Below are 12,474 nucleotides of genomic sequence, written 5' to 3'. Positions count from 1 at the left end.
GGGGTGGGGCGCGGCGCTCACGCGGGCATCAGACGGCGCGAGCGACGGCGAAGAGGCTCATGCCCACGGGCAGCTTCACCTGACGCTCGGCCTGGGCGATGAGGGGCGCCAGCGTGTCGTAGAGCTTGAGCTGAAGCCTGGGCACTGCGCGGCGGCGCAGGATGCGGCTGTTGACGAACCAGCCTGGCATGCCGACGAGGTTCATCCACTCCAGCGTGTCCACGCGGAAGCCGTTCTCCTGCAGCACCGCTCGCAGGGACTCCGGGGTGTAGCGGCGGTGGTGGCCCACGGCCTCGTCGATGGCGCCGAACAGCTGCGGCAGCGCCGGCACGAGGATGAGCACGCGGCCGTCCGGCTGGAGGATTTGACGGAAGCGGCGCACCGCGGACGCGTCATCCGGGATGTGCTCCAGCACGTTGGACAGCACGATGGTGTCCAGGTCTTCCGCCTTCAGCGCCTCCCAGTCCGCGAGCGCCACGTCGGACAGGTAGGGGCGCACGTGGGGCTTGCCGCGGAAGAGGTTCTTCAAGCGGTCCACGTAGAAGCGCTCCACCTCCAGCGCGACCAGGTGCTCCGCGCCCGCCTCCAGCTCGCGGGTGATGGTGCCGATACCGGCGCCAATCTCCAGCACGCGGCGGCCCATGTGCTCGCGGAAGCGGCGGCCCAGCCACTGGTTGTAGTGGGTGGCGCCGTCCATGCGCTCCAGGGTGGAGTAGCCCTCGTGCTGGTTGTCCGCGTCGTCGCGCACGGTGGCGTAGCGCACCAGCGTGCGCAGGCGGGCCAGGTGCGCGGAGGCCGGGCGGCGCGGCACGGCCTGCAACGGAGGCAGGGACACCTCCGTGAGGCGGAAGAGCTGCGCGGCCAGCTTCACCACCAGCTCCGCGTCCACCGCGTCGTCGTCGCTGGTGAGCTGGATGGAGCGCAGCGCCTCCGTGCGGAAGGCGCGCAGGCCGGTGAGCGGATCCGCCAGGGCCACGTCGGTGACGAAGCGGGTGATGCCGCCCAGCGCGCGCTCGGCCACCAGCTCCGGAGACATGCCGGGACGCCGGCCGAAGACGCCGTCGGCGGTGTCGTCGCGCAGGGGCTGCACCAGGGCGTCGTAGGTGTCCGGCGAATAGGCGGCGTCCGGGTCCTGGAGCACCGTGTGCTTCCCGGTGACGTGGGGCAGCGCGGCGCGGATGGCCGCCCCCTTGCCGCCCTGGGCCGCGAGGACGTGGACGTTGGGCCCGGGCGTGACGTCCACCGGGCCCTCCCCCGCGAGGACGACCTGGGCCTGCCCGGACAGCGCGTTGGCGAACCGGGCGGCGGCCGCCGCGGTCGCGGGGCTGAAGGGCAGGACGACGGAGAGCGCGGGAACCATGGCGCCGCTCCCTATCACAGGGCCTTCCAGGGCGCGCGTTCACGGAGCGGACCGGATGGACGAGGGGCATCCAGGCGGCGTTCGTCGGATGGACAACCTGCCCCGCCCGTTGCACGCTCCGGCCGTTATTCCCCCAGCGCGATGTGGGTGCAGGTCGGGTCCGGAGGCTTTCGGGCCGGTGGAGACCGCCCGCGGCAGCCACTTCCGGAGAGACGCGACGTGGAAGGTACGGTGTTGGACCCGGCCGGTGGGGCTCCCGGCGCGACGTCCGCGAGCGTGATGCACCGGCTGCGAGGCGTGTGGCGCCGGCGGTGGGTGATGCTCGGGGTGGCGTTGGGGATCACCGCGCTCACGGCGGCCTGGACGCTGCGGCAGCCGCGCATCTACGCGGCCAGCACCTCGCTCATCATCGACGTCACCGCGCCGCGCATCCTCGACGGCGAGGTGAAGGAGGTGATGGGGGAGGAGCGCAGCAACTACTGGTTCAACAAGGAGTACTACGCCACGCAGAGCGAGATCATCACCTCGCGCGCGGTGGCCAGCCGCGTGGTGGACCGGCTGGGGCTGGCGAAGGACGCGTCCTTCCTGGGCCTGCCGGCGAACCAGGACCCCGCGGAGCGCGCGAAGGCGCTGGAGGAGGCGGATCCAGTCGGGCTCTTGCGCTCGCGCATCCAGGTGCTGCCCGGCAAGGACTCGCGGGTGATGAACATCGGGGTGGAGGACGTGGACCCCGTGCGCGCGGCGCTGCTCTCCAACGAGGTGGCCGCCGCGTACATGGCGGAGAACCTGGCGCTCAAGCTGCGCACCACCGAGGAGGCGCGCACGTGGCTGGAGGGACGCCTGGGGGAGCTGGGCCGCCAGTCCAAGGCCGGCGAGATGGCCGTCTACGACCTGAAGAAGGACGCGGACATGCTGTCCACGTCGCTGGAGTCGCGGCTGTCCATCGTCAGCGAGCGGATCAACTCCTACAACCTGAAGCTCACCGAGGTGCGCACGCGCATCGCGGCGCAGCAGGCGCGCGTGGATGCCATCCACCGGCTGCGCAAGGCCGCCGGCAACGACGAGACGTGGGCGGAGGCCGTGCCCGGCGCGAAGGACGGCCCCATCCAGGACTTGAAGTCGCGCTACGGCGAGCAGAAGGCCGCGTGCGCGGAGCTGTCCGAGCGCTACCTGCCGGAGCACCCGAAGCTCCTGGAGTGCAACCGCAAGCTGGAGGTCGTGCGCGACGACCTGCTCAAGAGCCTGACCAACGTGGTGCGCTCGGCGGAGACGCAGCTGGCGGAGGCGCAGGGCGAGGAGAAGAACCTCAACAAGCTCTTGGACGATACGAAGGCCGAGGCCTTCCAGGTGAACAAGAAGGCCATCGAGTACGGACGGCTCCAGCGCGAGTCGGACAACAACCAGCGCCTGTACGAGCTGGTGCTCAAGCGGCTGAAGGACATCGAGCTGTCGGGGTTGCTCCGCACGAGCAACGTGCGCGTGCTGGACGCCGCGCAGCCGGTGCTGGTGCCGGTGCGGCCGCACACGCGGCGCAACCTGCTGGTGGGTTGGGTGATGGGGCTGCTGCTGGGGCTGGGCGTGGCGCTGTTCCTGGAGATGCTGGAGAACACCGTCGGCTCCCAGGCGGACGTGGAGGACGTGCTGGGCCTGGCGTTCCTGGGCGTGGTGCCGCGCATGGAGGCGACGAAGGCGCCGGGTGACCGCGACCTGTACGTGCACCGCGCGCCGCGCTCGGCGGTGGCGGAGTGCTGCCGCGCGGTGCGCACCAACCTCCTGTTCATGTCGCCGGACCACCCCTGCAAGACGCTGGTGGTGACGTCCAGCGGCCCGCAGGAGGGCAAGTCCACCACGTGCATCAACCTGGGCGTGGCCATGGCCCAGAGCGGCAACCGCGTGCTCCTGCTGGACACGGACATGCGCCGGCCGCGGCTGCACCGCGCGTTCGGCGTGCCCAACGACCTGGGCATCAGCTCGCTGGTGGTGGGCGAGGGTTCGCTGGACAAGGCGGTGAAGAGCACGGAGGTGCCCAACCTCTTCGTGCTGCCGTGTGGCCCGCTGCCGCCGAACCCCGCGGAGCTGCTGCACACGCGCGCCTTCAAGGAACTGCTGCGGCAGGCGGGTGAGAAGTTCGACCGCATCATCCTGGACAGCCCTCCGCTCAATGCCGTCGTGGACGCGGCGGTGCTGGCCACGCAGGCGGATGGCGTGGTGATGGTGCTCAAGGCGGGCCGGACGGACCGGAGCGCCGCGAAGCGCGCGCTGCGCTCGCTGGCGGACGTGCAGGCGCGGATGTTCGGCGCCATCCTCAACGACGTGGACCTGCGGCAGCCGCGCTACGGCGACACGTACCTGGGCTACCAGGGCTACGGCCCGACGCAGGACGAGCCCAAGGGCGGAGTGGCGCCGTCGTGAAGGGCGCGGGCCTGCGGGTGCTGCACCTGGGGAAGTTCTACCCTCCGGCCTCCGGCGGCATGGAGGCGCACGTGCGCACGCTGGCGCGCGCTCAGGCGTCGCTGGGCGCGCAGGTGGAGGTGCTGTGCGCGAACCATTCCGTGGATGGCACGGGCACGAGCCACGAGTTCCACGGGCGCAGCCCCACCCGTGAGGAGTGGGACGGGCCGGTGCGCGTGGTGCGCCTGGGACGGCTTGCGTCCGTGGCGCGCATGGACGTGATGCCGTCGCTGCCGTTCGTGCTCCGGCGCGCGCTGGCGCGGGGCGTGGACGTGGTGCACCTGCACGTGCCCAACCCGAGCATGGTGCTGGCGCTGGACGCGGTGCCGCGCCTGCCCGCGGTGGTGGTGACGCACCAGAGCGACATCATCCGGCAGAAGGTCGCGGGCGCGCTGTTCCGTCCCTTCGAGTGGATGCTGTACTCGCGCGCGGCGCGGCTCCTGGCCACGAGCGACGCGTACGTGCGCGGTTCGTCGCTGCTGTCGACGTTCAAGTCGAAGGTGCGGGTGCTGCCGCTGGGCATCGAGCTGGAGTCGTACCTGCGGCCTCCTTCCGCGGAAGCGCGCGAGGCCCAGGCGAGGTGGACGGCGGAGGCGGCGGGCGGGCCGCTGTGGCTGATGGTGGGGCGGCTCGTCTACTACAAGGGGCTGTTCACGGCGCTGGAGGCGCTGGTGCACGCGCCGGGGCGGCTGGTCATCGTGGGCGAGGGGCCGCTGGCGGATGAAGGCCGCGCGCGGGCCCGGGCGCTGGGCATCGAGGACCGCGTGACGTGGGCGGGCTACCTGTCGCCGGAGGCGCTCGCGGGGGCGTACCGGGCCGCGACGGCGCTGTGGTTCCCGAGCAACGCGCGCAGCGAGGCGTATGGCCTGTCGCAGGTGGAGGCGCTGGCGAGCGGCCTGCCCGTGCTCAACACCGCCGTGCCGGACTCCGGCGTGGCGTGGGTGAGCCTGCACGAGCGCACCGGGCTCACCGTGCCGGTGGGCGATGCGCGGGCACTGGCGGCGGCGGCGCGGCGGTTGGTGGAGGAGCCGGGCCTGAGGGAGCGGCTGTCGCGTGGGGCGCAGGAGCGTGCGCGGGCGGAGTTCGCCCATGACGTGATGGCGTCGCGCAGCCTGGAGCTGTACGCGGAGGCGCTCGGACGGCAGTCCGTGACGGAGGAGCGGAGCGATGCCTCCGTCCGGCACGTCGCGGGCGGGCGCTGAAGGTCCGCGCATGCACGGGTCGCGCGCGTCCAGGGGCAAGCGTGGTGGTGATGCGGCGGGTGGGAACACCTCCTTGCGCGAACCGCGTGCGTCTGGCGGCGAATTGGACGACGGCGCGAAGATGAGCAGCACGGCCTCGCGCGAACCGCGTGTGTCGGGTGGCGCGCCGGCCGGCGAGACGGATGTTCGCATTCCTGCCTCGCGTGAGCCGCGTGCGTCTGGCGGCGCGCCGTTGCGCTTGCTGCATGTGTCCAGCGGCAACCTGTATGGCGGCGTGGAGACACTGCTGCGCACGCTGGCGCTCGCTCGAACGGAGCAGGACGACGGCGCGGTGCATGCGTTCGCGCTCTGCTTCGAGGGCCGCATCGCGGAGGAGCTTCGCGCGGCGGGCGCACCGTTGACGCTGCTGGGGCCGGCGAAGGTGAGCCGTCCCTGGCTTGTCTGGGAGGCGCGCCGTTCGCTGATGGCGCTGCTCCAGCGGGAGGCGTTCGACGCGGTGGTGTGTCACGCGGCGTGGCCTCAGGCCCTCTTCGGCCCCGTGGTTCGCACGGCTGGCGTTCCTCTGATCTTCTTCCAGCATGACGCGCTCTCGGGCGCGCACTGGGTGGAGCGGTGGGCTCGCGTCACCTTGCCGGACCTGGCGCTGTGCAACAGCCGCTACACCGCGGGCACGCTTTCGAGCGTGTACCCGCGCACGCCGTGGCGCGTGCTCCATCCTCCCGTCCGGGACGGTGGCGCTGGCCTCACCGCTTCCGAGCGGGCTTCGCTCCGAGGCGAGCTGGGCGCGGACGCGGCGGACGTCGTCATCGTCCATGCCAGCCGCATGCAGGAGTGGAAGGGGCAGCGGCTGCTCCTCGAAGCGCTGGGCCGGCTGCGACAGGTGCCGCGCTGGAAGGCGTGGTTCGCTGGCGGCTCGCAGCGCCCGGAGGAAACGGCCTACGAAGAGGGATTGAAGGCCCAGGCCCTCGCCCTGGGACTTGGCGACCGCGTGCGCTTCTTGGGACAGCGCTCGGATGTGCCTCGCCTGCTGCGCGCCGCGGAGGTGCACTGCCAGCCCAACACCGGGCCGGAGCCCTTCGGCCTGGCCTTCGTGGAGGCGCTCTACGCCGGGCTCCCCGTGGTCACCACCGCGCTGGGCGGACCGCTGGAGATCATCGATGCGTCCTGCGGCGTGCTCGTGCCGCCGAAGCCGGAGGCCCTGGCGCTGGCGCTTCGCGGGCTCATCGAGAATGAATCGGCTCGGCGGACGCTGGGCGGCGGCGGTCCCTCCCGCGCGAAGGCGCTGAGCTCGCCGGCCGTGTTCCTGGGGGCGCTGGAGGACGCGGTGCGCTCCGTGGCACGGGAGCCCGCCGCATGAGGGGCGCCAGTCCTCGTCCCCAGCTCCAGGGCCCTGGTGTGCTGCACCAGCGTTACGTGCGGCGCGCGCCACAGCACATGACGGCGCAGACCGTGCCGGGCCCTACGCCCGCGTCCCCGGGACTGCTCGGTTCGGGCCACGTGGTGGTGGCGTTCATCGCGCTGCTCTTCGTCTGCCAGCTGGCGCTGCTGGTGGAGGCGTTGGCGCCTGCGCGCGTGGTGTTCCGCATCTTGTCGTTCGGCACGAGCCTGGCGCTGCTGTTGCTGGTGAAGGGCCCACGTCTCAAGCACCCGGCGATGCCCTTCCTGCTCGCGTCGGCGGGGCTCACCGCGCTGAACTTCTTCCATCCCGGCACCAACACCCCGCTGGCCGCGGCCGCGCAGCTGGGCATCCAGGTGTCCGTGTTCGCGCCCCTCTTCTGGGCGAGCCGCCTGCGCATCGACGCGAAGATGTTCGGGCGCGTCGTCCTGCTGCTCTTCCTGTTCAACGTCGCGAGCGCCTCGCTGGGCATCCTGCAGGTGGTCTTCCCCGGCCGCTTCCAGCCCGCGCTGTCCGCCATGGTCGAAAGCCAGGGCGAGGGCTACGTGCGCAGCCTCCAGTTCGAGACCGCGAGCGGCGCGCGCGTGTTCCGTCCCATGGGGCTGACGGACGTCCCGGGCGGGGCCGCCACCGGCGCCTTCTATTCGGTGCTGCTGGGCGGAGCGTTCCTGCTCAGCCGTCAGGGGATGTCCCGGAAGGTGCTGGGCGCGGCGGGCATCGGCATCGGGCTCATCTGCTTGTACCTGGGACAGGTGCGCGTCGCGGCGGTGACGCTGCTCGTCTGCATGGCGGCCATGGGGTTGGTGCTCACCGTGAGTGGCCGGTGGGTGCGGCTCATCACGCTGGCTTCGGTCGTGGGCGGCTTCGCGGTGGTGGCCTTCGGCTGGGCCGTCGCGGTCGGTGGAGACGCGGTGCTCTCCCGGTGGAGCACGCTCACGGCGTCCGACCCCTCGCAGGTGTATCAGTCCAACCGGGGCCGCTTCCTCGACGAGACCTTCGACGACGTGCTCCCGGAGTTCCCCCTGGGCGCGGGCCTGGGCCGCTACGGCATGGCCAACGCCTACTTCGGCGACAACCTCGATCGCGAGAGCCCGCCCCTCTGGGCCGAAATCCAGTGGACGGCCTGGGCCTACGACGGCGGCTGGCTGGGGCTGGTCTGCTATCCGCTCGCGCTGCTGGTGACGCTGTGGTGGGGCTTCCAGGTGGCGCGGCGCCGCGATGACGCGAAGGGCGAGTTCTGGCTCTGGGGCAGCCTCCTCTTCGCATATGACCTGGGCGCGCTGGCGCAGACCTTCAGCTATCAGTTCTTCATGAGCCAGATGGGCATGGAGTTCTGGCTGCTCAACGCGGCCTTCTTCAGCGCGTATTGGAACCGGAATGCGGCCGTACACCCTCATCGCCGGTGACTTCGTCTCCACCGGGGGCATGGACCGCGCGAACCTCGCGCTGGCGGACTGGCTCGCGCGCCAGGGTGGGCCCGTGCGGTTGGTGGCGTACCGCGTGGAGGACTCGCTCTTGCGCTACCCCAACGTGCGCTTCATCCGCGTGCCCAAGCCCGCGAATGCGTACCTGCTGGGCGAGCCGTTGCTCGATGCGGTGGGGCGCTTCTGGGCCGCGCGCACGCTGGCGCAAGGCGGACAGGTGGTGGCCAACGGCGGCAACTGCGAGGTGTCCGCCGCCAACTGGGTCCACTACGTCCATGCCGCGCATGCGCCCGAGCCCGTTGGAAGTCCGCTGCGACGGCTCAAGGGCGCAGTGAGCCACCGCGTGTACCTGCGCCGTGAGCAGCGCGCACTGCGCCGGGCGAGCATCATCCTGGCGAACTCGGAGCGCACGCGGCAGGACGTGCTGGCCGCCACGGGCGTGGAGGAATCCCGCGTCCACGTCGTGTACCTGGGCGGTGACCCGACGCGCTTTCCCTCCACGTCTCCCTCGCTCCGGCACGAAGCCCGGGCGTCCCTGGGCTGGCCGCAAGAACGGCGGGTGGCGCTGTTCGTGGGCGCGCTGGGCGACCGGCGCAAGGGCTTCGACACGCTCTTCCACGCGTGGGTGCAGCTGTGCGCGCGGCGCGAATGGGACGTGGACCTGGGCGTGGTGGGGACGGGCGCGGAGCGGGAGACCTGGGAGCGCGCGGCGCGTGAGCAGGGATTGGGCGAGCGGATCCGCTTCCTGGGCTTCCGCGACGACGTGCCCCGCCTGATGGCCGCCGCGGACCTGCTGGTGTCCCCCACGCGCTACGAGTCCTATGGCCTGGGCGTGCACGAAGCGCTGTGCGTGGGCATCCCCGCGCTGGTGAGCCGCTCGGCGGGCGTGGCGGAGCGCTACCCGTCCTCACTCCAGGGGCTGCTGCTGGATGACCCCGAGGACTCGGGCGAGCTGGTGCGGCGTCTGGAAGAGTGGCGGTCGCGGGGCGGGGACTGGATGCCCGCCGTGGCCGCGCTGTCCTCGGAGCTGCGGGCCTGGACGTGGGACGCGATGGCGGCGGCGGTGGTGGCGCGGCTGGAGGCCTGAGTCTTCAGGCGCCGCGTTCGAGCACCTGCTCGAAGAAGTCCAGGTGCGCCTTCGCGACCACCGGCCAGGCGAAGCGGGACATGGCCCGCTCACGGCCTCGCGCGGCCAGGTCCTGACGTTGCGCGGGACTCTCCAGCAGCTCCTCGAGCGCGGTGGTCCAGGCCGGAGAAAAGCCTTCCCGCAGGATGCGCCCGGCATCGCCCACGGTGTGCGGAATCTCTCCGGAGTCACTGGCGAACACGGGCACGCCGCACGCGAAGGCCTCCACGAGCATGCGGCCGAACTGCTCCTTCCACGCGGGCGTCGTCTCGCTGGGCGCGCAGAGCACGTCCATGGCGTTGAGCGCGTGAGGCACCTGCGCGTGCTTCACGCCGGTGACGACGCGCACGCGGTCTCCGTGGTGCTCCGCCCAGGCGCGCAGGTCGACCTCCAAAGGGCCTCCTCCGACGAAGAGGGCGCGCCAGGGTGTGCGCAGTCTGGGGAGCGCATCCATGAGGAGCCGCAGGCCCTTCTCCGGCACGAAGCGGCCCAGGAAGCCCACCACGGGGGGCCCTTCGGCCTTCCAGCCCAGGCGCTCGCGGAAGGCGCGGCCCGCCTCCAAATCCGGGCGGAAGTGCTCCACGTCCACACCCACGGGGATGAAGCGCGAGGGGCGCTGCTCATAGCCGGGCCGGGCGAGGAGGTTGTCATGCACCGTCTGGCCCCAGGCGATCCACCCCGCGGCCCGGCGCACGACGAAGCGCTCGGCCTGCGCGAAGGGCGGGGGATAGCGCTTGGCCAGGTTCTGGAACGTGGAGAAGACGAGCGGCACGTGGGGGGGCGTCATCAGTGCCACCTCCAGGCCGGAGAGCACGTAGGGCTCCTCCCACAGGTGCACCAGGTCCACGCCGCGCGACAGGTGCGCGTGCACCTCCGGCCCGTACACGAAGCCGTGCAGCGAGCGGCTGAAGAAGGCGGGAACGGCCTCCAGGTTCACGGCCTCGTTGGGGTCGCGCTGGAGCTTCAGCGGACCCAGGTCTCCGTGGAAGGTGCTCGGGGCCACGGCGGTGACGTCCCAGCGGCCCGCGCCCACGCGGGCCATCTCGTTGGCCAGGCGGCGGTTGAGCGTGACGACGTACGAGTGCGAGACGGTGACGAGCTTCCGGGGACGCATCATGAATGCCCTCGTGCGGGGACGAGGCTCCGGTACACGGCGAGGATGTCCCGGGCGTAACGCTCACGGGAGAAGCGGCGCACGGCGGTGTCGCGGGCCGCGCGGGCCAGGGTGTCTCGCAAGGCTTCATCCCCCAGGAGCCGGCGCAGGGCCGTCGCGAGCGTGTTCGCGTTGCCAGGGTCGATGGCCAGGACATCCTCGCCATCCCGCAGCGCTTCGGCCGCGCCGCTCGACTTCGAGATGACAGCGGCCCGGCCGCAGGCGAGCGCCTCCGCGATGGTGAGGCCGAAGGGCTCGCGGCGGGTGCTCGCGTGCACGAAGACGTCCAGGGCGCGGTAGACGCGGGCGGGTTCGGGCTGGAAGGGCACGAAGCCCACGCGGCCCGTGAGGCCGTGGCGCTCCACCTGTCCGCGCAGCTCCGCGTCGGTGAACTGCGAGCCAGCCGTGCGGTAGAGCGGCGCGCCCACGAGGTAGAAGCGCACGGGCAGGGCCGGTGCCTGACGCGTCAGCAGGGCCGCGGCCTCCAGGAAGACGTCGTGTCCCTTCCAGCGTGCGTACGTGGCCACGAGCCCCACGCGCAGCGTGCCCGCGGGCGCGGGAGGCAGTCCGGCCAGCGCATCCAGGTGCGCGCCGTCACCCGCGGCTGGGGAGAAGCGCTCCACGTCCACGCCGTTGGGCACGACGTGCACGGGCACCTTCCCGAGCACCGTGCGCGCGTCGTCGCCCACGGCCTGCGAGTTCGCGATGGCGGCCGAGGCCAGCGGATGCAGACCGGAGAGCGCGCGACGCACGAGCGGACGCTCGCCGAGGAAGTCATGCACGTGCCACACGCGCGGCACCGGAAGCCCGGCGGTGGCCGCGCTCAGCAGGTGGGTCTTGATGCCATTGGAGTGCAGCAGGTCCGGCGCCGCGTCGCGCACCGCGCGCCTCAGGTCCAGGCCGTAGCGGGCCAGCAGCAAGGGCGTAGGGGCGACTTCACGTGTGAAGCGCCAGAGACCGGCGCGGCCCTGTTCGCGCAGGCCGCTGTCCCCGAGCGCGGAGAGGCGGTCAGGCAGGGCGAGCACCCGGGCCTCCACACCGAGGCCTCGGGCCGTCTCCACGAGGGGCCCGTCCGTGCCCGCGATGAGGTGCAGCGACAGGCCAGGCTCCAGCGTGCGCAGGCACGCGAGGAGATCCACGAGTGCGCGCTCGGCACCGCCCAGGATTCCCACGGGGTTGAGGAACAGGATGCGCACGCGGGAGCGACCGAATCAGACCCGCCTGGAGCGGTCAAGACGATGCAGGTACGCGTTCAGCACCGTGCGCGCGTGGGCACTCCAGGTGAAGCGCGCGGCCCGGGTGCGCCGCGTCTCCGGTGATGGCGCGGGCACGCGGCCGGTGAGCAGCGCGTCCACGGCTTCCGCCCATGCGGCCACGTCACCCACCGGGCAGTACGTGCAGGCGTCGGCGCCCACTTCGCGCAGCACCGGGAGGTCGCTGGCCACCACGGGGACACCACACGCCAGCGCTTCGATGACGGGCAGGCCGAAGCCCTCCGCGTCACTGGGTACCAGCACCGCGCGAGCTCGCCGGTACAGGCCCGCGAGCGTGGCCCGTTCCTGACGGGGCGGTTGCAGCAGCGCGTCCTTCAATCCGAGCCGCGCCACTTGGGCCTGCAGGACCGCGTCCAGCTCTCCGCCCTGCTGCACCAGCATGAGGTCCGGGTGCCGGGCTCGCAGCGCCGCGAAGGTGTCGAAGAGCACGTCCAGGCGCTTGCGGCGGATGGCGCTGCCCACGTGGAGCAGGTACGGCTGGCCCTTCAGCGGCGCGAGCACCGCGTCGCTGGCGTCTCCGGGAACAGGTTCGAGCTGGTACTCCGGCGAGACACCGTAGGGCGCCCACACCAGCCGCTCGGGAGGCACCACGCTGTGCATGAGCAGCTCGTCGCGCACCTGCTGCGTGCTGTGGAAGACGAGGGCCGCGCGCTCCAGCCCCTTGAGCGTGGCGCGCGCCATCAGGCGGAACCACGTGGGGCGCGGTTCGCGGTGGGGCTCCAGCACGGAGCGGAAGGCATCCAGGTCATGACAGAAGACGCCGGTGCGCTCCGCGGGCAGCGCATGGACGAGCTGCGCGTAGGTGTGGTCCACGACGTGGAACGCATCGGGGCCGGTGCGCTCACGCAGCAGTCGCGCGGGGTAGAGGCCGAAGCGGGTGAGCAGCCGGTCCGCGTTGAAGGCGGCCTTGCGGTTGCCCACGCGGGGCAGGGCGCGCACGGCGTGGGGAATGGATGGCCGCACGCGGGTGACGGCGGCCTCGGAGGGAAATGCCGCAAGTCCCTCCACGAGCGCTTCGCCCACCAGGTCCATGCTGGGCCAGCCCTCCTCGCGCGGATCCATCAGGACCTTCAACCGCAAGGGGCTCA

The 12,474-nt window shown here is 72.1% G+C and carries 9 protein-coding genes; 5 read left to right on the top strand and 4 right to left on the bottom strand.

Annotation, left to right across the window (positions count from 1 at the left end; translation table 11 throughout):
• Positions 1-28: 28 nt before the first annotated feature.
• The gene (locus D7W81_RS05345; protein WP_120554224.1) at positions 29-1,360 is read right to left on the bottom strand and encodes a bifunctional glycosyltransferase/class I SAM-dependent methyltransferase; all 1,332 of its coding nucleotides are present in this window, start codon (positions 1,358-1,360) and stop codon (positions 29-31) included.
• Between the two features lie 219 nt (positions 1,361-1,579).
• On the opposite strand from D7W81_RS05345, the gene D7W81_RS05340 reads away from it, so the two are divergent.
• From D7W81_RS05340 to D7W81_RS05320, 5 genes are all read left to right on the top strand, one after another.
• Positions 1,580-3,772 (top strand): GumC family protein, encoded by a 2,193-nt coding sequence (locus D7W81_RS05340; protein WP_120554223.1) that lies wholly within the window; start codon positions 1,580-1,582, stop codon positions 3,770-3,772.
• On the top strand, positions 3,769-5,013 hold the full coding sequence (locus D7W81_RS05335) for a glycosyltransferase (RefSeq protein ID WP_120554222.1): 1,245 nt from the start codon (positions 3,769-3,771) through the stop codon (positions 5,011-5,013). The genes D7W81_RS05340 and D7W81_RS05335 overlap by 4 nt, the downstream gene beginning before the upstream one ends.
• 232 nt (positions 5,014-5,245) lie before the next feature.
• A complete protein-coding gene (locus D7W81_RS05330; protein WP_244226977.1) occupies positions 5,246-6,370 on the top strand; it encodes a glycosyltransferase family 4 protein in 1,125 nt (374 codons plus the stop codon).
• Positions 6,367-7,815: an O-antigen ligase family protein gene (locus D7W81_RS05325; protein ID WP_120554221.1), complete on the top strand. Its 1,449-nt coding sequence runs from the start codon at positions 6,367-6,369 to the stop codon at positions 7,813-7,815. The genes D7W81_RS05330 and D7W81_RS05325 overlap by 4 nt, the downstream gene beginning before the upstream one ends.
• 19 nt (positions 7,816-7,834) lie before the next feature.
• The gene (locus D7W81_RS05320; protein WP_120554228.1) at positions 7,835-8,920 is read left to right on the top strand and encodes a glycosyltransferase; all 1,086 of its coding nucleotides are present in this window, start codon (positions 7,835-7,837) and stop codon (positions 8,918-8,920) included.
• Positions 8,921-8,924: 4 nt separating this feature from the next.
• Here the strand turns inward: D7W81_RS05320 and D7W81_RS05315 are convergent, their stop codons facing one another.
• From D7W81_RS05315 to D7W81_RS05305, 3 genes are read right to left on the bottom strand one after another with little or no spacing between them, the layout of a single operon-like run.
• A complete protein-coding gene (locus D7W81_RS05315; protein WP_120554220.1) occupies positions 8,925-10,076 on the bottom strand; it encodes a glycosyltransferase family 4 protein in 1,152 nt (383 codons plus the stop codon).
• Positions 10,073-11,308 carry a glycosyltransferase family 4 protein gene (locus D7W81_RS05310; RefSeq protein ID WP_120554219.1) on the bottom strand — a complete coding sequence of 412 codons (1,236 nt, stop codon included), beginning with the start codon at positions 11,306-11,308 and terminating at the stop codon, positions 10,073-10,075. Before D7W81_RS05310 ends, D7W81_RS05315 begins: the two co-directional genes overlap by 4 nt.
• A 15-nt stretch (positions 11,309-11,323) precedes the next feature.
• Positions 11,324-12,448: a glycosyltransferase family 4 protein gene (locus D7W81_RS05305; protein WP_208721176.1), complete on the bottom strand. Its 1,125-nt coding sequence runs from the start codon at positions 12,446-12,448 to the stop codon at positions 11,324-11,326.
• Between the last annotated feature and the right edge of the window lie 26 nt (positions 12,449-12,474).

Origin of the sequence: Corallococcus aberystwythensis (assembly GCF_003612165.1) — a bacterium.
Classification (GTDB): domain Bacteria; phylum Myxococcota; class Myxococcia; order Myxococcales; family Myxococcaceae; genus Corallococcus; species Corallococcus aberystwythensis.
This window is presented reverse-complemented; position numbering and strand designations above follow the sequence as displayed.